Here is a 19,915-nt window from a genome sequence, read left to right on the forward strand (position 1 = left end):
TCGACGGCGCCCTACCGGCCAGGATGATGGGCGCCGAGTCCCGAGCCGCGATTTACGCGCTGCCCCACGACTGCAGCAGGTAGGTCTACTGCGCCATCAGCGAGGTGATGGTTTCGGTCAGGTCGATGGCCGCGGAGCCGAGATTGATGATGGGGAACTTGGGCATGCCACTTCGCTTTCGGATCGAGACTACATTCGGTGACTTTCAAGCTATCCACCGGCTCACCCGATGTACTCACCCGAAACGGGTGAAAGCGCGTCAGCGTCCCGTAATCAGGCAAATTGCTGGCTAAGCTCGGACTGCGAACGGCCCCGAATAGGGAGGTACCTGGAAATGCACAACGCTTTCGGGCAGATCCTCAGTCACGCCGTCGGCGTGGCGGTCAGCCCGTTCGCCCTGATCGCCATCATCCTGATCCTGGCCGCCCCGCGCGGGCGCACCAATGCCCTGGCCTTCGGGCTGGGCTGGATCGGTGCGATCGCGGCCGCCCTGATCGCCCTGGTCACCCTCGGCGATGCCGCGGGCGCGCACAAGAACGGGGAACCCGCGAGCTGGGTGCCCTGGTTCCACCTGGTCTTCGGCTGCCTGCTGCTGTTGATGGCCTTGCGGCAGTTGCGAATTCATCAAGCCTGGGAAGAAGGCGGCGAACTGCCGCCCCAGCTGCGCCGCTTCGACGAGTTCACCCCCGCCCGCTGCGTGGCCCTGGGAGCGCTGCTGGCCCTGAGCAATCCGAAGAACATCATCCAGATCGCGGTCGGCGGCGTCACGGTCGCCGAAGTCGACTCCAGCGACGTCATCCGCGTCCTCACCGTGGTGATCTTCCTGATCATCGCCTCGCTCGGCGTCCTCATCCCGCTCACCGTGCACTTCTTCGGCGGCGCGAAAGCCCAAGGCACCCTGCACCGCTGGCGCGAATGGACCGTCCGCAACCACGCCGGCATCATGTCGGTGCTGTTCCTGCTGCTGGCGGCCAAGTCGATCGGCGACGGCATCGGCGGCCTGGTGTAACTCCTTCGAGCCGGAACGGCGAAGGGGCTCGGCTGATTTCAGCCGAGCCCCTTCGCACGTTCATCTCGGCGGCGGCGGTGGCGGAGGCGGGGGAGGAGGCGGCGGCCCGGGTTCCACACTGCCCGCACCGGGCGGCGGCGGGGGAGGGGGCGGCGGTGGCGGTGGCGGGGGCCCGTCCGCCCCGGGTGGCGGCGGCGGTTGCGCCGCAACGGGTGCGGCGAGCGCACCCAGCGGAACGAGCAGCAGCACCGCGGCGACCGCCACTCTGGCGCGACGAGATCTGCGGAAATCGGTTGAGGATCTACGTAGATCGGACAAGTCGGTCAAACCTCCTACTCTCCGGAAACCGAATCAGTAGTGCATGCCGAACAACGCGCTCAGCGTAAGCGTCCCGGCGAGATGACCCGATACACGACACACACGAAACGCGGCTCCCGGATGGATCCGGGAGCCGCGCTCGAGGTTTCGGAAGGTTAGGGCGTGACGATCGAGAAGTCCGGATCCGGATTGTCGAACAGCGTGGTCAGCTTGCCGAAGCTCGCCACATCGCCCTCGATCTTGATCTTCCCGCCCTGCACCGCCGCCTGCAGATCCTGCCCGCCCAGCAGCACGCCGATCAGCGTCGGCCGATCCAGCGTGAACGACACATCGGCCGCCGGCAGCCCGTCACCCTCGCGCCGTTCCCAGTGCAGCAGAACGCCATTGCGCAACTGCAACCGCACGGTGCGGTTCTCGTCGGTGAAATGCCAATCGCTGGTGGCCTTCTCGTGCCATGCCTTCGGCCCGTCCAGCCGCAGCGCCATACCGGTGAAGACCTGCTCGACGGACAGTGCCGCCATGACGGTCGGCGAATTCGGTTCGGTGGGCGTGCCGAACTTCCCGTTGCGCAACTCGTACGCGCCGGACAGGTAGAAGTTGCGCCACGGCCCGTTCTCCGCGCCGTAGCCCAGCTGCTCGAAGGCATCGGCCTGAAGTTCCTGCGCCGCTTTGTTCTCCGGCTCGGCGAAGATCACATAGTTGACCGCCTGCACCACCCAGCGGTAGTCGCCCTCGTCGAAGGACTGGCGTGCCTTGCGCAGCACCTCGTCCGCGCCGCCCATGAATTCCACATGGCGCCTGGCGTTCTCGACCGGCGGATGCTCCCACAGGTGCGCCGGGTTGCCGTCGAACCAGCCCATGTACCGCTGGTAGATGGCCTTCACATTGTGGCTGACCGAACCGTAGTACCCGTGCGTGTGCCAGGCGTCGGCCAGGGCCGGCGGCATCTCCATCATCTCGGCGATCTCGGTGCCGACGTAGCCCTGGTTCAGCCGCCGCAGCGTCTGGTCGTGCAGGTAGGCGTACATGTCCCGCTGCAGCTCCAGGTATTCCACCAGCGTCTCGGTACCCCAGGTGGGCCAGTGGTGCGAGGCGAACACGACATCGCTGTCGCGGCCGTACAGGTTGATCGACTCGGTCAGGTACTGCGACCACACGTGCGGGTCGCGCACCAGCGCGCCGCGCAGGGTCAGCAGATTGTGCAGGGTGTGCGTGGAGTTCTCGGCCATGCACAGCGCCCGGAAGCCGGGGAAATAGAAGTTCATCTCCGACGGCGCTTCGGTGCCCGGGGTGATCTGGAAGGCGATCTCCACGCCGTCGATGGTCTCGGTCTGCCCGGTGTGGGTGATATCGAGCGTCGGCGCGATCAGCGTGACGGTGCCGACCGAGGTGGTCTGCCCCAGGCCCGCGCCGACCTGACCCTTGGGCCCGCGCGGCAGGGCGGCGCCGTACATGTAGGCCGCGCGCCGCGCCATGGCGGTTCCGGCGAAGACGTTCTCCGCGACCGCGTGCTCCAGGAACCCGGCCGGCGCGATCACCGGAATCTTCCCCGATTCCGCGTCCTCGGTGGTCATCACGCCCATGGCGCCACCGAAGTGGTCCACATGCGAGTGGGTGTAGATCATGCCCGTGACCGGCTTGTTCCCGCGGTGCGCGAAGTACAGGTCCATACCGGCCTTGGCGGTCTCCGCCGAGATCAGCGGATCGATCACGATGACGCCGGTGTCGCCCTCGATGATCGTCATGTTCGACAGGTCCAGCCCGCGGATCTGATAGATGCCCGGAACCACCTCGTACAGGCCTTGTTTCACCACCAGCCCGCTCTGCCGCCACAGGCTCGGATGCACCGAGCTGGGGCAGGAGCCCTGCAGGAAGCCGTAGGACTCGTCGTCCCAGACCGTATTGCCCTTGTCGTCCTTGATGATTCCGGGTTCCAGCTTGGCGATGAACCCGCGATCCGCGTCCTGCTGGTCCGTGGTGTTCGCGAAGGGCAGTTCCTTCAGTGCCCGTTCGTTCTGTTCGACGATGAACTCGCTCGGTTCGGTCACTGCGCTCATCTGACTGACCTCCTGTACCTGCCGGCGAACCGGCGTCGACGAAAACCCAACTTGCTCTTGCTATGTGGCGATCGGATAAAAGATCGCGAGGATCGTGGCGAGGGTGGTGACGGATACCACCGCCGCGGCGGTCGCGGCGATGACCTGCGTCCCGTGTCCCCAATGCCCGTGCTGCAGCGAACGATTGCGGGTGAAGCTGACGCCCGCGACCAGCATCAGCACCGCCGCCGCGCACAATGGCGCGATGGCCGAGTCCCGCCAGCCGCTGAGTGCGGCGTGATTGACGAACAGCGCCGCGGTACCCATGGCCGCCACGGCGGTGCGCCGCCAGGCCAGGGCGGTGCGCTCGGCCGCGAGGGTGTTCGGCGGCGTGGTGGCGCTCATGTCCACACCGTGGCGACGGCCGCGAACACCGCGACGATGGCGATGCCACCCGCCAGAATCGGCACCAGGATCGTATTGCCCAGCGGCACACCGCGACTCATCCGGTCGGTGACGTCCTTCCAGTGCGTGTACGCCCCGATCGACAGGATCACCGCCAGCACGATGCAGCTCAACGACAGCGCCCGCCGCACCCCGAGATGATGGAACGGCTGCACCAGCGTGTGCACCGCCACGCCCGCGGCCAGCAGCCCCAGCGCGGTGCGAATCCAGGCCAGAAAGGTGCGCTCGTTCGCGAGAGTGAACCGGTAGTCGATTTCGACGCGCTCCGGCTCGGCCGGCTGCTCCTGCCCGTTGCCGTCCGGGCTCATGCCACGGCCACCGGCGCGGCCGCCGAATGCCGAGGCCACATCTCGGCTGCCGCCGAGCGCGGCTGCTCCACGGTTTCCATGATCACCACCTGTCCGGTATCGCTAACGCGTTCGGAGCCAAGCTATCGATCAGCAACTGCGATCCTGCCATGGCTTTTCATGGCGAAACCGGCAGCCCACGCCAATCAGACAATAGGAATGGCCCATGTCCACATTCTCGTGACTCACAAACCGGACAACCTCGCCCGGATAGGGTGAATACAGAGTTATCGATCTTGCGCGGGCGTACTCTCGCTCGCCATGGTCATGGCTGGATCGCGGGTGGACGAGCGCATCGCAGTTGCGGTGCCGGAACCGGACTACGAGTGGGGCGGGGTGTACGTGGATCGGCTGGCTATCGCCCCGCCGGGCACCGGCCCCTGGCCCGACACCGGCAACCCGCCGGGCTTCGTCCACATTCGTTCGCTGGACTGGTCGGTGCTGGTGGTCACCTGCGCGGTGGTCTTCCTGATCGGCATCGTGGCCATGGTCGTGGTCGGTAATGCCGACTTCAAGGACGAACCCGCGCCACCGCCCAGCATCCCCACCGACTGCGAGCCCTTCTGCGCGGCGCGCTGACCCCGATCAGCTCCGGGTCCGGCTGCGGCCTTTCGCGGGTATCAGCACCTCGATAGCGGCGCGCAATTGTTCACGCGCGCGTTCGGCGCTCAGCTCGCCGGACAGCCAGCGCGCGGAGAGCCCCTCGGTCAGTGCGGTGATGGCGGCGGCCACCTGATCGGGCTGCACCGTGTCGAGCACTTCACCGACAGCCTGCGCCACCCGGATGGCTTCCGCGGTCTCGCGCGTCCACTGTTCGGACGTGCGCGCCAGCGGTTCCCGCAACGGATGCTCGTACACCGCGCAGGCCCGCAGCTCGTTCCACGCCAGCGAGTTCTCCAGCACCTCGGGGGTGTCCTGGATTTCGGCGAGGATGTAATCGACCAGCTGCGTGCGCGAGGACCCCGACCCGCTGGCCGCATTGCGATACCCGCGCGCCTGATCGTTGATATAGGTCAGCGCCGCCGCGAGCAGCCCGTCCCGATCCTTGAAGTGGTAGTAGAGGAGACCCGGAGACACCCCCGCCACCTGGGCGATATCGCTCACCCGCAGTCCCCGTACCCCGCGCTCGGCAATGGCCGTGGCGCTGGCCCGCAGGATCGCTTCCCGGCGGCGGCTGGTCACCCTCGGTACTCCCTTCCTGCCGCCGACGATTCGACGGTCATGCTATCCCAGCGCCGGCTGCTGCTGAGTGATGCAGTGGATGCCCCCGCCCCGAGCGAAGATCTCCCGCGCGTCCACACTCACCACCCGGCGCCCCGGGTAGGCCTCGGCCAGTATGGCGGCCGCCGTCGCATCGCCGGGATCGCCGTAACTACAGGCGATTACACCGTCGTTGACCACCAGATGATTGATGTAGCTGTAATCCACCCACCCCTCGTCGTCCCGCAGCACCTCGGGCGCCGGCAGTTCGACGATCTCCCAGGGCTTTCCGTGCACATCGTGCGAAGCCCGCAGCGTAGCCAGCACTTCCGCGCTCACCAGCGCATCCGGATGCGAGCCGTTCCGCTGCGAGTGCACGAGCAGCCGCCCCGGCGAGGGAATCGCCGCCACGATATCGACATGCCCGCGAGTGCCGAATCGTTCACTGTCCCGGGTGAGTCCGCGCGGCAGCCAGATCACGTGCTCGGCCCCGATGGTGCGCGCCAGCTCCGCTTCGACGGCGGCTTTGTCCAGCCCCGGATTGCGCCCCGGATCCAATTGCACGGTCTCGGTGACCAGCACCGTGCCCTGCCCGTCCACCTGTATCCCGCCGCCCTCGTTGACCAGCGGCGAGGAGATGATCTCGGCCCCCGCCAGCCCGCCCACGAACGCGCCGATGTGCCGATCGCGTTCCCAGGAGGCCCACTCCTGCGCACCCCACCCGTTGAACACCCAATCGACCGCCCCGAGCCGCCCGTCCGCGCCCCGCACGAAGGTAGGCCCGATATCCCGCATCCAAGCGTCGTCCAGCGGTGCCTCCACGATCTCGATCGCCGCGGACAGATAGCGCCGAGCCACCTCCCGATCGGCCGGATCCACCACCATGGTCACCGGTTCGAACTCCAGAATCGCGTGCGCCACCGCCGACCAGGCGACCCGGGCATCGTGCGCGGAGTCGGCAGTCTCGAACGCCGTCCCGCCCTGCGGCGGAAAAGCCATCCAGATGCGTTCCTGCCGAACGGTTTCCGACGGCATCAGCCAGGACATCAGACCTCCGAACCGTAGGGGTGGGCCCGATCCACCGGCGCGGTGAGCCGGGCGTAGGTATCGGGCCGGCGAGTGGTGTTGAAGGGGAACAGTTCCAGCCAGTCCCGGCGCTGTTCCAGATCGAGATCCGCGACCAGCACGGCGGCCTCGTCACGCGGGGCCTGGACCAGGATGCGGCCGTAGGGGTCGGAGATGAAGGACGAGCCGTAGAAGTTCACGCTGCCTTCGTCGCCGAAGCGATTCGGAACGACCATGAAAGTTCCCGCGGTGATGCCGTTTCCGACGATCACATGCTGCCAGAGCGGCTGGGTGTCGAAGGCGGGGAAGGACGGCTCGGACCCGATGGCGGTGGGATACGCCAGGATCTCCGCCCCGCCGAGCGAGTACATGCGCGCGACCTCGGGGAACCATTCGTCCCAGCAGGTCGGGAGACCGATTGCCGCGCCGTCGATTTCGGCCGGGCGGTAGATCGGGTAGGCATCGTCCGCCGGGCCCGGACGGAAGTAGGTGTCCTCGTAGTAGCCCGCGGTGACGGGGATGTGCAGCTTGCGGGTGCGGCCGATGAGTTCGCCGGTGGGGGAGACGAGGATGGCGGTGTTCAGGCCCAGGCCGTCTTCGGCTTCGGCGCGTTCGTAGAGGGAGGCGTGGACCAGGACGCCGTTGGCCTTGGCGGCTTGGGCGGCGAAGGTGAAGGTGGGGCCGGAGAGCAGGTCTTCGGCTTGGGTGCCGGGGTTGGCGCCTGCTCGTACGTCGGCGGGGTAGCGGGAGAGGGTGAGTTCGGGGAGGAAGACGGCTTTTGCGCCTTGGTCGGCGGCTATGCGGATGCCCTCGGCGAGGTGTGCTTGGAGTGCGTCGGGGTCCTCCTGCCAGCGGTGTTGCACGAGGGCTACTCGCAGTGGTGGGCGCTTTGGTTCGTGTACTCGGGCGGGGGAGACGGGCGGGGTGAGTGCGGTCTCGATGGTGAAAGCTGGTTCGGTCATGGCGTACCTCCTGGGGTTGATCTCACCAAAATCTGAAAACTGAGTCAAGAAAATCGTGTGGTTCAGGGGTGGGGGTGGAGATCTTGGCTGGTAGGAGGTGTCTAGAACTGATCTGTGGGTCAGGGCTGGGGTGGGAGGAGTGCAAAGACAAGAGATCAAAAGATGGAGGTGTGGTTGCGTCGTGTGCCCTGCCGGGCCTTAGCTCACGCGACTTGGGAGCCTCTACCTGCGGTTTTCGACGGTAGTGGCTGCACGCATCACCTTTTAGAGATTTTCCGGTTCCGGGATTTTCCCGGTTCCGGGAATTTCAGGATCTCGGGATGGAGGGGCGGGGGTGGGAGCGCGCCAAGGCGCGTTCCATCATTTCTCCGGCGTGGTGTCTGTGATTGACCTTCGGTGTTCCGGATGGGTCGATGTGGGCAGGGGCTATCCATCCGGTTCGTCCGGCGTAGCGCGAATCTTTGGGCATTACAACGGTTTTCCAACCGCCGGGTCCGTCATGGACCAAAGCGTGGCAACGATCGCAAGCCAATGTCAGGTTGTCCAGGTCGGTGTTGCCGCCTTTGGACCATTCGGTGATGTGGTGGACTGCGGAGAGTGAGGCGGGGGCGTCGCAGCCGGGGCGGGTGCAGCCTTTTTCGGTGGCGATGAGTGCCATTCGTTGGGCGGGGCTGGCCAGGCGGCGGGAACGGCCGAGGTACAGCGGCATTCCGGCGGGGTCGACGACGGTGAGGAAGCGGGGGGACTTCGCGGCGGCGAGTTTGACGGCTTGGGCGACGGGGATGGTGCCGCCGGTGGCGGTGGTGGCTACGCCGGAGGCTGCTTCGAGTTGGTCGACGGTCATGGTGATGACGGTGGTGACGGGGAGTCCGCGGTGGGTGCCGAGGCCGTCGAGGGACACGCTCGGGGACAGCAGGGCGAGCAGGGCGTCGTGATTGCGCTGGCCGGTGGTGCGGGTGTCGCGGGCGGCGGCAGCGTCGAGGACGGTGCGGTCGACGGTGTTGTCCGCGTCGGCGGCGGTGGGGCTTTCGGGGTCGGCCGGGTTGCACATGCCCGGCCGGGCGTACTTGGCCAGGACCGGTTCGAGCAGCGCTCGGAGTTCGGGAACGATTTCGCCTTTGAGAGTGGACATTCCGTCCACCCGTTGCTTGCCGAGGGTCAGGTCCCGCACTCGCGCGCGGTCGCGTTCGTCGGTGAGGGCGCCGTCGGGATCAAGGCGCGCCAGGATCGCTTCGCCGATCTTCGGCAGGTCATCGGGCGACCCACCCGAGCGCGCGTGAGCGACCAGGATCTGTTCGGCCTCGCTCTTGGCACCGCTGGGCGCGGCAGCGGGAATCCGGTTGAGCACCTTGACGATTCCCCGCACCTGATCGCCCGAGATATCCCCATCGGCCTGCGCAGCAGCCGCCACCGGCAGCAACGGTTCCCGCTCAACCCCGTGCATATCCCGGAACACCCCGACATGCGTGGCCGCATTGACCCGCGCTTTGGCCTCAGCCCGCGACAGCGTCAACGTCTCGGCGAGAAACCCTGCGGTATTGGCACATCCGGCCCGCGCAGGCATGGACCGATCCGAAACCTCGATAGTCAGCCGATGCCCCACCGCTTCGAGCCGCCGCTTGGAAGCCTCGATACTCTTCAACACCGCAGTGATTTCACCGTCACTGAGCGGATTCAACGACGCGGTCAACAGGGAAGCCGCCGCGTCGGCGAAGTCCGCCACCGCGTCGATGAATTCCCCCTGCGTCCCCATGCCTATATTCTACGTCCGCCTTCAACGCAGTGAACGCGAATCACGAAGTGATATAACTCTTTTCATTAGTTTTTGATCTTCAATCTTGAATCTCTTATCTCGAAAAGGTGATGCGTGCAGCCACCACCGTCGAAGACCGCAGGTCGAGGCTCCCAAGTCGCGTGAGCTAAGGCCCGGCAGGGCAGGCGACGCAACCACACCTCCATCCTTTCATCTTTGAATCTCTAAACCGCCGGATACAGCCCAAGCCCGGCAGGCCTTCCATGCAACCGGTGACATCAGATGCCGACACCGATCGAACAACTGAAACAGCGCACCCCCGTGCTCCTCCCAAACCCCAGCATTATGCGCCATAACATCAAGCTCATTCGCCACCGTAATCTCCATGAACGCCCGCAAATCCGCTTCAGCAGGCAAGTATTCGCGCCCACTGAACCGATCCCGGAACATCACCGGCGACCCATCCAACCGCGGATAAACAACCCCCCGATCGCACCCCCCGTACTGATAAACCAGCGCCTCCGCACGCTCCCCGATCAACTCCACCAACGCCCCCCGATTCTCCAACCCCAACAGCGCCCGATCGAACCCATCAGTGCCGTACATGGCGTGACACAGTCCCGCACAACGTATCTCGCGACTCGCTCCCCATGCCGTGAGCATGTCGGCCACCCGGCCCAGATGTTCCAGCAACGTCCCACCAGGATGCGGAATCTCCCCCGCCCCATGCCCCCGCAGAAACCGCTCGATCCGATCCCGCTGCGCGACTTCGGCTATCAGCCGAGCCGTATGCGGCACCGAAATACCGTGCGCCACCGCCCCCCGCAGCACCGCCCCGCCGATCGCATCGAGCTCCGTGGCCCGCCCCGCCTCCGCATCCCGCTGCATCGACGACTTGGCGGCCTCCGGAAACCCGTCGTATCGAACGAGGATCTGCCCGACTTCCGTTGTCGCACCATGTGCCCGGGCAACTTCGGTGGTCTCGGCGACGACCGCCGCGAGCTCGTCCCGGTGATCCGATCGGACAACACCGATAGGGGCACGGTAATGCGTGGTGAGCAGCGCGAACGGCGCCAAGAACGCGAGCTTGTCCCACAATACGGACTTCTCGCCCGGCAGCACTCGGATCGCGAGCCCCGCCCCGCCGAGCAGGCCCGCCGGCCCTGCCAGGCGTTCGGGTGATCCGGCGAGGTCGATTTCGGTGAACGGACTGCCGTGCTCGATGAAACCCGCTGCGGTTCGGGTGGATTCGACACGAATGACCGCGGGAACAACGCGTTCGCCCCCGTACCGCGCTTGCAGCAGATCCAGGTGTTCCACACCGTTCAACAGCGGGACGATCAACGCCGAACCCAGATGCTCGGCGGGCAGCCGATCCAGTGCCGCTTCGAGATTGGTGTGCTTCACGGTCACCAAACACAGATCGACCGCCTCGCGCAGTCTGGTATCGGACTCGACCGCAACCGTGAACTCCCCGAACTGCGGGCTGCTCACCTGAATCCCCTTGTCGCGCAGCGTTTGTACGGTAGATTCCCCAGCCACGCAGATCACGCGATGCCCAGCCCGCGCCAGCAGCGCCGCCAACAGCCCGCCGACCCCGCCGGGTCCGAGCACCGCCACCGTGGCCGGTTCGAGAACAGCTTCATACGAGGAAAATCCAGTGCCGTGCACGGGTATGTCCTTTCGGAACGGATAGGTCGACACCCGCCCCGGTCTCTCCGCCCGGGGCCCGGACTGGAGGAGAAAAGGGGACGGGTTGCCGCCGTTGGGCCCGCCTCAATCATCGGCATCACGCGCGGACCCGGTCAATCCTCGGCTTCCCTTGCCAATCCCCAAGATCGAGCTTGCATCCCCCGCCATCTACCGTGAGAGGGTGCGCATGACTATCGATGACCTGCGGGTATTCATGGCGGTCTGTCAGGCGGGCAGCCTCAGTGCGGTGGCCCGCGACCAGTCCTGCACGCAATCGGCGGTGAGCCAGCACGTGAAACGCCTCGAGAAGGCGACGGGCGTCCGCCTGTTGGAACGCCGCCCGGACGGTGTCACGCCCACTCCCGAGGGCTTGGTGCTGCTGGCAGCGGCGAGTGACGGCATCGCCGGGCTGGATCTGGCGGTCCGGCGGCTGGGGGAGTTCGCGCGGGGTGAGGCCGGTGCGGTGCGCATCACCACGGGTGCGACCACGATCCGGCATTTCATGTCGACCGCCGTCGCGGAGTTCCGCCGCCACTATCCGCAGGCGACCCTCGATTTCCGGACCATCGTCTCCAGCCGGGATTGCTTCGACGCCCTCACCGCGGGGTCGGTGGATCTGGCCTGGGTGACCATTCACGGTCCCGTGCCCGGGATCGAGCAGCGCCCGGTGCTGGAATTGCCGTGGGTGCTGGCCGTCCGCGCAGACGATCCGGTCGCCGACCTACCCACCGTCGCGCCCGCCGATCTGGCCGGACTGCGCCACATCCGGCTACCCGAGAACTCCGCGTCCAGGGTGCATCTCGATGCCGCGCTCACCCGGCTCGGCGTCCGTCTGCCCTCGGAAACCGGTGTGACCGATTGGAATACCGCCGTGCTCCTGACGGAACTGGGCATCGGTCACGCCGTTGTCCCGGATCTGCCGTACGAGGCGGCGGGTGCTTCCAGCTCTCCGCTGCGTTTCATCCCCCTGCCCTATCTGCCGCCGCTCCCGGTCGGCTGGGCGGTGCGCCGCTGGGACGCGCTCACCCCGCTGGCTCGCGCCTTCGCCGAACTGGTCGATCACCGGTCCGGCATCCGGCGCGACTCCACTCGCGGCTAGCGGGATTGCTTCCCGGCCGTCACCAGCCGGCGCACCGAATCGGTGAATCGGTCCAGGTCCGAACCGGTTTCGCCGCGGCTGCTGCGGAGCACCCAGGAGATCAGGTGCTCGACCAGTTCGCGGAGGTCGAAGAGGGCTTGGATGCGCTGGCTCTCCGCGCCGGGACGGTTGCGGCAGTCGGTCCAGAGGGCGTCGAGATCGAGGACGCCGCGGACGGCTTCGTAGGCGCGGGCGACGTCGGCGGTGGTGACGCCGAGGCGTTCCTGGAGGCGGAAGATGGTGCCGGGGCCGATGCGGTTGATGAGTTCGTCGGCCACGGTGGTGGCGATGATCTCGCGGCGCAAGGGGTGGGCGTCGATGAGATCGGCCGCGTGGGCGGTGACCGCGTCCGGGAAGTAGTCCCGCAGCCGGGGTGCGAACGCGGGATCGTCCGGGACCGTCGAATCCAGGAGCTCGCGGCTGACGAGATTCTTCGAATGCGCCAGCAGCACAGCGATTTCGGGGCGGGTGAGGCCCTCGCCCGCCTGGGTGCGGCGATGCAGTTCCGCGTCCGACGGCAGGCCGGCCACGCCGGGATCCATACCGGCTTCGTCGCGCAGGTTCGCGATCAAGCGAATGTGGCGCTCCAGCAGGTACTTCGCGCGATCGGCCGCCAATCCGATGGCCAGCACCTGATTGTCGCTGCGCTCGAGCACCCGCGCCGCGACGTCGTCGGTGACCTCCGCGAGCAGCGCATTGCGTTTGTCGGCGCTCAAAGCCCCTGCCCGCACGCCGGAATCGAGGGCGATCTTGAGGTTGACCTCCAGGTCGGAGGTGGCGACCCCGGCGGCGTTGTCGATGAAGTCGGCGTTGATCCGCCCGCCGCGCAGGGCGTAGCCGATGCGGGCGTGCTGGGTGAAGCCGAGGTTGCCGCCCTCGCCGACCACGGCGCAGCGCAGGCGCGAGGCGGGCACCCGGACGCGGTCGTTCGCGGGATCCTGTGCGTCCACATCGGTTTCGTGATCGGCGCGCACGTACGTTCCGATGCCGCCGTTCCACAGCAGGTCGACCGGCGCGCACAGGATGGCCCGGATGAGCTCGTCCGGGGTGCACGAACTCTGTTCGATGCCGAGCCGAGCGCGCGCCCGCTGGGAGAGCCGGATGGACTTCGCGGTGCGCGGCCACACCCCGCCGCCCTCGGAGATCAGCGCGGAATCGTAATCGGCCCACGAGGATCGGGGGAGCTCGAACAGTCGCCGGCGTTCGGCAAAGGAGCTTTCCGGGTCCGGATCGGGGTCCAGGAACACGTGGCGATGGTCGAACGCCGCCACCAGTTCGATATTGCGGGACAACAGCATTCCGTTGCCGAAGACGTCCCCGGACATGTCGCCGATCCCGGCCACGGTGAACGGCTCGGCGTCGATATCGCGCCCGGCTTCGGCGAAGTGCCGCCGTACCGACACCCACGCGCCCCGGGCGGTGATGCCCATGGCCTTGTGGTCGTAGCCGGCCGAACCACCGGAGGCGAAGGCGTCGCCGAGCCAGAAGTCGTATTCGGCGGCAAGGGAATTGGCGAGGTCGGAGAAACGCGCGGTGCCCTTGTCGGCGGCCACCACCAGGTACGGGTCGGGTCCGTCGTGACAGACGGTGTGCTCGGGGTGGCGCACTTCGCCGTCGACGATGGTGTCGGTGAGGTCGAGCAGACCGCGCACGAACACCCGGTACCCGTCGGAGGGCTCGAGTGCCGCATCGCGAATCACGAACGCGCCCTTGGCTCCCGTGGGCACGATCGGCGCGTTCTTCACGGTCTGGGTTTTCACCAGATCGAGCACTTCGGTGCGGAAGTCCTCGGTGCGATCCGACCAGCGCAGGCCGCCGCGCGCCACCGCTCCGGCGCGCATGTGAATGCCTTCGACCTCCTCGGAGTGCACGAAGATCTCGCGATACGGCACCCACGGCCCGGGCGTCGCCAGCCGCGAGGAATCGATCTTGAAGGCGAGTCGCGGCCGGGGTTGTCCGTCCGTATCGACCTGGAACCAGTTGGTGCGCACCGTAGCCAATACGAATGCGCGCAGCGCCCGGCGGATGCGATCGTCATCGAGCAGGTCGGCGCCCTCCACCAGTGCGTCGACCTCCGCCAGCGCCGCCGGTTCGTCACCGCCGCCCGCCGGATCGAAGCGGGCGCGGAACAGGGCGATGATCGCGCGCACGAACTCCGGGCTGCGGGTCAGCGAATCCACCACATAGGTCTCGGAGTATCCCCAGCGGGTCTGCTTCAGGAATCGGCAGGCCGCGCGCAGCAGAACCGTTTCCCGCCAATCGATTCCGGCCGTGGTGATCAGCCGCGCGTACCGGTCCGCCCGCCACCGTCCGGCCGCCGCGGCCGCGCAGGCCGGGGCGACCGAAGGAGGTAAGGCCTCGGGTCCGGTGTCGAATTCGAAAGCGTGGACCGTTTCCGTCTCGCCCGTGAGCTCGTGATGAGCGGCCACCCGCAGTCCGAAGCTCTCGAACATGGCGCACACGTCGGCGAGTACGCGCGGCGCTCCGGGCCAGGCGATGGTCGCCCGCAGGCCGAGTTCGCCGTGCCCGAAACGCACACGGGGGGAAGGGTTCTCGACGGCTGCGCGCCCGGCAGCGCGCACGGAGACGGTCATGGTCCTGCTTTCTCTGGTCGATCGGTCAGGGCAGTGCGATGTACTTCGTCTCGAGGTATTCCTCGATGCCCTCGGTCCCGGCTTCGCGGCCCAGGCCGGATTCCTTCACACCGCCGAACGGTGCGGCGACGTCGGAGATGATGCCGCGGTTGACGCCCACCATCCCGGATTCGAGGGCCTCGGCCACGCGCAGCGCGCGGTCGAGGTCGCGGGTGTAGATGTATGCGGCCAAACCGAATTCGGTGTCGTTGGCGGCGGCGATGCCCGCCGCCTCGCCGTCGAATCCGGTGATGGCGGCGACGGGGCCGAACACTTCCTCGCGCAGGATGCGGGCGTCGGCGGGGACTTCGGCGAGCACGGTGGGCTCGTAGAAATAGCCCGCGCCCGGAACGTCGGCGCCGCCAGTGGTGATCTTCGCGCCCTTGGCGACCGCGTCGGCCACCAATTCGGCCACGGCGGCACGCTGCTTGGCGGTGATGAGCGGGCCGACCTGGACGCCGTCGAGATGGCCGGGGCCGATCTTCAACGATCGCATGCGCTCGGTCAGCCGGGCCGTGAATTCCTCGCGCACGGCATTGTCGACATGGAAGCGGTTGGCGGCGGTGCAGGCTTCGCCGATATTGCGCATCTTGGCGGCCATGGCGCCGTCGATCGCGGCATCCAGGTCGGCGTCCTCGAACACCACGAACGGGGCGTTGCCGCCGAGTTCCATGGAGGTGCGCAGCACCTTCGAAGCCGATTGCGCGAGCAGGATCTTGCCGACGCCGGTGGATCCGGTGAAGGTGACCTTGCGCAGCCGGTCGTCGTCGAACATGGGATCGGTGAGCTGGGCGGCGCGCGAGGTCGGCAGGATGGACAGCACGCCCGCGGGCAGGCCGGCGTCGGCGAACACCTGACCCAGCAGCAGCATGGTCAGCGGCGTCTCGGCGGCGGGCTTGACCACCATGGTGCAGCCGGCGGCGAACGCGGGCGCGATCTTGCGTGTGCCCATGGCGAGGGGGAAGTTCCACGGCGTGATGGCCAGCGCCGGGCCGACCGGCTGCTTGGTGACCAGGATGCGCCCGTTACCGGAGGGGGAGTGGGTGTAGCGGCCGTTGATCCGCACCGCTTCCTCGCTGAACCAGCGCAGGAATTCGCCGCCGTAGGTGACCTCGCCCTGCGCCTCGGCGAGGGGCTTGCCCATTTCGAGGGTCATGAGCAGGGCGAAGTCGTCCCGCCGCGCCATCACCAATTCCCAAGCGCGCCGCAGGATCTCGGCGCGTTCCCGTGCGGGTGTGGCCGCCCAGCCCGGTTGCGCGGCCACCGCGGCATCGAGGGCCAGCTTGCCGTCCTCGGCGGTGGCATCGGCGACTTCGGTCAGCACCGCACCGGTGGCGGGGTCGTGCACCGCGAAGGTGCCACCGCCACTCGCGGGTCGCTGCTCACCACCGATCCACAGGCCGGTCGGCACGGTGGCGAGCAGGTCGGCCACGTCACGCATCGTTCTATCTCTCCCGGGTTGTCAAAGGGTTCTTCGTCATTCCGGCCTGCGTTCAGCCGGAATCCACACGTCAGGCTGCGAGCGCCCGCACGACATCCGACAGCACATCCACACCGTCGGCCAGCAGCTCGTCACCGATCACCAGCGGCGGCAGCAACCGGATCACATTGCCGTACGTACCGCAGGTCAGCAGCACCACGCCACGCGAAAGCGCTTCCGCCGCAATGGCCTTGGTGAGCACCGGATCCGGCACCGTGGTCCCCGGCCGCACGATCTCCACGGCCAGCATGGCCCCGCGCCCGCGCACGTCGCCGATCACGCCGGTCTCCTCCGCCAGCGCCCGCAACCGCGGCACCACGGCCGCTTCGATGGCCCGCGCCCGCGCCGGCAGGTCCAGGTCTTTCATCACCTCGATGGTCGCCAGCGCCGCCGCGCACGCCACCGGGTTGCCGCCGTAGGTGCCGCCCAGCCCGCCCGCGTGCACCGCGTCCAGCAGGTCGGCGCGACCGGTGATGGCCGCCAAGGGCATTCCGCCCGCGATGCCCTTGGCCATGGTGATGATGTCCGGCACCACGCCCTCGTGCTCACTGGCGAACCACGCTCCGGTGCGGGCGAATCCGCTCTGCACCTCGTCGGCGATGAACACCACGCCCTTGTCCTTGGCCCAAGCGGCCAGTGCGGGCAGGAATCCCGGTGCGGGGACGATGAATCCGCCCTCGCCCTGGATCGGCTCGATGATGATCGCGGCGACGCTGTCGGCCCCGATCTGGGTTTCGATCTGCGAGATCGCCCGCTGCGCCGCCTCGGCCCCGGTCTGCCCGGCCTTGTCGCGGTACGGGTAGGACATGGGCATCCGGTAGATCTCCGGTGCGAACGGCCCGAAATGCGTCTTGTAGGGCATGGATTTCGCGGTCAGCGCCATGGTGAGGTTGGTGCGGCCGTGGTAGGCGTGATCGAAGGCGACCACGGCCTGCCGTCCGGTGGCCAGTCGCGCCACCTTCACCGCGTTCTCCACCGCTTCGGCACCGGAATTGAACAGCACCGAACGCTTGTCGTGATCGCCCGGGGTGAGCGCGGCCAGCTCTTCGGCCACCCGCACATAACCCTCGTACGGGGTGACCATGAAGCAGGTGTGAGTGAAATGCGCGGCCTGTTCGGCCACCGCCGCGGCGACCTGCGGATGCGAGGCGCCGACATTGGTGACCGCGATGCCCGAACCCAGGTCGATGAGCGAGTTCCCGTCCACGTCCACGATGACGCCGCCGTCGGCGTCGGCCGTGTACACCGGCACCGACGAGCCGACCCCGGCGGCGACGGCGGCCTTGCGGCGGGCGGTCAGCGCCGCCGAACGCGGCCCGGGCAGCTCGGTGACGAGCTTGCGCTGCTGCGGTAGCCGGTAGGTGAGGGCGGTCATCGGAGGTTGCTCCCTGTCTTGTCGATGGATGGGGTGGTGTCGAGATCGCTCGCGACGAGCGGAAGGGTGTTGCGGCGGAAGAACTCCGGATTGCGCCAGCGCGCCACCGCCATCAGCGCCACGCCCAGCAGCAGGATGCCGAAGCCGAGATAGAACACCAGGCCGATGCCGCCGATGGCCGCGCCGCTGCCGTTGTCCGGGTCCATGCTCTCGCGCACCGACACCACGAACACGGCCAGCAGCATGAGCCCGCCGAGTACCGGGAACAGGCCCTTGAACACGAAATTGCGGACGCTGGAGAACAATTCGCGGCGGAAGTACCAGGTGCAGGCGAAGGCGGTGATGCCGTAGTACCAGCAGATCATGATGCCCAGCGCCGCCACGGTGTCGAGCAGCACGCGTTCGGACAGCAGCGACGCCACCGTGTAGAACACGCCGGTCACCACGCCGGCCGCGACGGTGGAGAAGGTCGGCACCAGGAAACGCGGGTTGACTTCGGCGAACTTCTTCGGGAAGGCGCCGTACACGCCCATAGCGAGCATGGTGCGGGCGGCGGGCAGGAAGGTGGTCTGCAGGCTGGCGGCCGAGGAGGCCAGGATGGCGAGCAGCAGCAGCGGTCCGGCCCAGCCCAGCACGGGATCGGCGAGCGCGCCGAACACATTGTCGGCGTTCTCCTCGTTGCCCAGGCCCACGCCGCTGTCGCCGACTCCGGCGTACATCATGACCGCCACGGTGACCAGCAGGTAGGTGGCCAGGATGGACAGCACGCACAGCAATCCGGCGCGGCCCGGCACCCGCTTGGGGTCCTTGGATTCCTCGCCCAGCGTCAGGCAGGTGTCCCAGCCCCAGAAGGCGAAGATGGAACCGGTGACGCCGATCATGAAGGCGCTCAAGGTGATTCCGGTGAACGGATCGAACCAGTCCAGGTCGAAATGCAGCTGGGCGGGTGCGTTGCCGCGGCTCACGTGCACCAGCGCGGTGATGGCGAAGGCCACCAGCACAACCATCTGGAAGCCCACCAGCACGTACTGCACGCGTTCGCTGGTGGTGATGCCGCGGCCCGCCACCACCGTGGCTATCGCGACGAAAACCAGTGTGGTGACGATGTTCACGAGCTTGTTGTCGGCCAGCTCGGCGATGCCGGGACTGCCGAATACCCGCCCGAGGAACAGATAGAAGAACTCCACCGCGATGGCCGCCAGATTGGACAGCACGATGATGGTCGCCATCACCATGCCCCAGCCGCACATCCAGCCGACCATGGGCCCGAAAGCTTTGGTGGACCAGGTGAACGACGCCCCGCAGTCGGGCATACGCGAGTTGAGTTCGCGATAGGCGTAGGCGGTCAGGAACATGGGCACGAAGCCGGCGATGATGATGGCCGGCATCTTCAGGCCCACCGCGGCCACGATCAGGCCGATGCTGGCGGTCAGTGTGTAGCCGGGGGCGACCGTCGAAATCCCCAGTACCGCACCGGAAAAGGTGCCGATCTTGCCCGCCGCGAGACCTTTGGCGACGGGTTCGATCTCTACTCGGGGCGGTTCACTGGCGAGGCTCATCGATTTCCTCCTTGGGGACCACGACCATCGGCACCTGGAGGACTCTGAGCATCTTCGCTGCGGTGGATCCGAGGAACAGTTTTCGAGGTTGGGCGAGGCGGCTGGAGCCGACCATGATCAGATCGCCGTCGTGCCAATCCAGGCGATTGACGGCGGCTTCGACGGAGGGACCGTCGACGGTCATCGACGTGACCGGGAATCCTTCGGGGAGCGCGGCTTTCGCCTCCACCAGGGTGAGTTCGGCGTGCGCGACGGCGCGGTCGCGCACGGATTCGGGGGTGTCGTCGCTGCGGCGGGGCGCGTGCGCGTCCAGGGCGACCAGCGAGACCAGGCGCAGGGGCGTGCCGGCGGCGGCGCTGGCGCGCACCGCCAGGTCGAACAGCAGATCCGCGCCCACCCGGTCGCCGATCGCGCAGGTCACCTCGCGCACGGTGGCGACGGGGGAGTTACGGGTGCCGCGCGGCGCGAGGGCCAGCGGCACCGGCGCGGAGTGCAGCAGTTCGCTAGCCACCGAGCCGATGGCGTGCCGGCCCAGCAGCCCGTCCCCGGCCGCCCCGACCACGATGGCCAGGGCGTCCAGGCGAGCGACTTCGTCGATCAGGCCCGCGGCGAATGATTCGTGAAAGCTGATGTGCCCCTCGGCTTTCACGTCGTCGGGCACCGAGGCCACCGCGTCGGCCAGCCATTGGCGGGCCTGCACGGTGAGCATGTCGTCGTAACCGTCATTGGGCACCAGTCCCGGGACCAGGCGGTCCGGGGTGAGCACCATGCAAATGTCCAGTTGGGCGTCCAGGGTCCGGGCCAGCCGGACCCCGAGGGCCAGACCGTCCTCCCCGCTCGGTGTGGCCAGATACCCGACTATCAGTCTCCGCATACTCGTCCG

At 67.5% G+C, this 19,915-nt stretch carries 16 protein-coding genes; 3 read left to right on the forward strand and 13 right to left on the reverse strand.

The features are described 5' to 3' along the window. Window positions 1-334 precede the first annotated feature (334 nt). Window positions 335-1,009, forward strand: a complete 675-nt coding sequence (locus NY1_RS17055; RefSeq protein WP_067713833.1) for a GAP family protein — start codon at window positions 335-337, stop codon at window positions 1,007-1,009. Window positions 1,010-1,482: 473 nt separating this feature from the next. Here NY1_RS17055 and NY1_RS17060 read toward each other — a convergent pair whose 3' ends face one another. From NY1_RS17060 to NY1_RS17070, 3 genes are read right to left on the reverse strand one after another with little or no spacing between them, the layout of a single operon-like run. Then, window positions 1,483-3,384, reverse strand: a complete 1,902-nt coding sequence (locus tag NY1_RS17060) for an alkyl/aryl-sulfatase (RefSeq protein ID WP_067713835.1) — start codon at window positions 3,382-3,384, stop codon at window positions 1,483-1,485. Between the two features lie 60 nt (window positions 3,385-3,444). Continuing rightward, window positions 3,445-3,768: a DUF202 domain-containing protein gene (locus tag NY1_RS17065; RefSeq protein ID WP_067713838.1), complete on the reverse strand. Its 324-nt coding sequence runs from the start codon at window positions 3,766-3,768 to the stop codon at window positions 3,445-3,447. Further along, window positions 3,765-4,136, reverse strand: a complete 372-nt coding sequence (locus NY1_RS17070) for a YidH family protein (protein WP_067713841.1) — start codon at window positions 4,134-4,136, stop codon at window positions 3,765-3,767. The genes NY1_RS17065 and NY1_RS17070 overlap by 4 nt, the downstream gene beginning before the upstream one ends. Before the next feature lie 300 nt (window positions 4,137-4,436). On the opposite strand from NY1_RS17070, the gene NY1_RS17075 reads away from it, so the two are divergent. After that, on the forward strand, window positions 4,437-4,754 hold the full coding sequence (locus tag NY1_RS17075; RefSeq protein WP_067713844.1) for a hypothetical protein: 318 nt from the start codon (window positions 4,437-4,439) through the stop codon (window positions 4,752-4,754). Between the two features lie 6 nt (window positions 4,755-4,760). Here NY1_RS17075 and NY1_RS17080 read toward each other — a convergent pair whose 3' ends face one another. The 5 genes from NY1_RS17080 to NY1_RS44225 form a co-directional block, all read right to left on the reverse strand. Beyond that, complete coding sequence (locus NY1_RS17080) at window positions 4,761-5,357, reverse strand: TetR/AcrR family transcriptional regulator (RefSeq protein ID WP_067713847.1); 597 nt, start codon at window positions 5,355-5,357, stop codon at window positions 4,761-4,763. Window positions 5,358-5,399: 42 nt separating this feature from the next. Beyond that, the gene (locus NY1_RS17085; RefSeq protein WP_067713849.1) at window positions 5,400-6,422 is read right to left on the reverse strand and encodes an agmatine deiminase family protein; all 1,023 of its coding nucleotides are present in this window, start codon (window positions 6,420-6,422) and stop codon (window positions 5,400-5,402) included. Next, the gene (locus NY1_RS17090; protein ID WP_067713852.1) at window positions 6,422-7,402 is read right to left on the reverse strand and encodes a nitrilase-related carbon-nitrogen hydrolase; all 981 of its coding nucleotides are present in this window, start codon (window positions 7,400-7,402) and stop codon (window positions 6,422-6,424) included. The genes NY1_RS17085 and NY1_RS17090 overlap by 1 nt, the downstream gene beginning before the upstream one ends. Window positions 7,403-7,709: 307 nt before the next feature. Next, window positions 7,710-9,155, reverse strand: a complete 1,446-nt coding sequence (locus NY1_RS17095) for an HNH endonuclease signature motif containing protein (RefSeq protein WP_067713855.1) — start codon at window positions 9,153-9,155, stop codon at window positions 7,710-7,712. Between the two features lie 210 nt (window positions 9,156-9,365). Continuing rightward, the gene (locus NY1_RS44225; protein ID WP_233434363.1) at window positions 9,366-10,859 is read right to left on the reverse strand and encodes a ketopantoate reductase family protein; all 1,494 of its coding nucleotides are present in this window, start codon (window positions 10,857-10,859) and stop codon (window positions 9,366-9,368) included. A gap of 175 nt (window positions 10,860-11,034) precedes the next feature. On the opposite strand from NY1_RS44225, the gene NY1_RS17105 reads away from it, so the two are divergent. Further along, on the forward strand, window positions 11,035-11,946 hold the full coding sequence (locus NY1_RS17105; protein WP_067714457.1) for a LysR family transcriptional regulator: 912 nt from the start codon (window positions 11,035-11,037) through the stop codon (window positions 11,944-11,946). Here NY1_RS17105 and NY1_RS17110 read toward each other — a convergent pair. The 5 genes from NY1_RS17110 to NY1_RS17130 all read right to left on the reverse strand — a co-directional run bounded on the left by NY1_RS17110 (window position 11,943) and on the right by NY1_RS17130 (window position 19,906). Beyond that, the gene (locus NY1_RS17110) at window positions 11,943-14,579 is read right to left on the reverse strand and encodes an NAD-glutamate dehydrogenase domain-containing protein (RefSeq protein ID WP_067713860.1); all 2,637 of its coding nucleotides are present in this window, start codon (window positions 14,577-14,579) and stop codon (window positions 11,943-11,945) included. The genes NY1_RS17105 and NY1_RS17110 overlap by 4 nt on opposite strands. 25 nt (window positions 14,580-14,604) lie before the next feature. Further along, window positions 14,605-16,059 carry an NAD-dependent succinate-semialdehyde dehydrogenase gene (locus NY1_RS17115; protein ID WP_067713862.1) on the reverse strand — a complete coding sequence of 485 codons (1,455 nt, stop codon included), beginning with the start codon at window positions 16,057-16,059 and terminating at the stop codon, window positions 14,605-14,607. Between the two features lie 70 nt (window positions 16,060-16,129). Continuing rightward, window positions 16,130-17,473, reverse strand: coding sequence for a 4-aminobutyrate--2-oxoglutarate transaminase (gabT, locus tag NY1_RS17120; protein WP_067713864.1), 1,344 nt, complete (start codon window positions 17,471-17,473; stop codon window positions 16,130-16,132). Next, window positions 17,470-19,032: an APC family permease gene (locus NY1_RS17125; protein ID WP_067713868.1), complete on the reverse strand. Its 1,563-nt coding sequence runs from the start codon at window positions 19,030-19,032 to the stop codon at window positions 17,470-17,472. The genes gabT and NY1_RS17125 overlap by 4 nt, the downstream gene beginning before the upstream one ends. Then, window positions 19,016-19,906: a universal stress protein gene (locus NY1_RS17130; protein ID WP_067713871.1), complete on the reverse strand. Its 891-nt coding sequence runs from the start codon at window positions 19,904-19,906 to the stop codon at window positions 19,016-19,018. Before NY1_RS17130 ends, NY1_RS17125 begins: the two co-directional genes overlap by 17 nt. Window positions 19,907-19,915 lie beyond the last annotated feature (9 nt).

The sequence above is a fragment of the Nocardia yamanashiensis NBRC 100130 genome, from assembly GCF_001613325.1.
In the GTDB taxonomy this organism is placed as follows: Bacteria; Actinomycetota; Actinomycetes; order Mycobacteriales; family Mycobacteriaceae; genus Nocardia; species Nocardia yamanashiensis.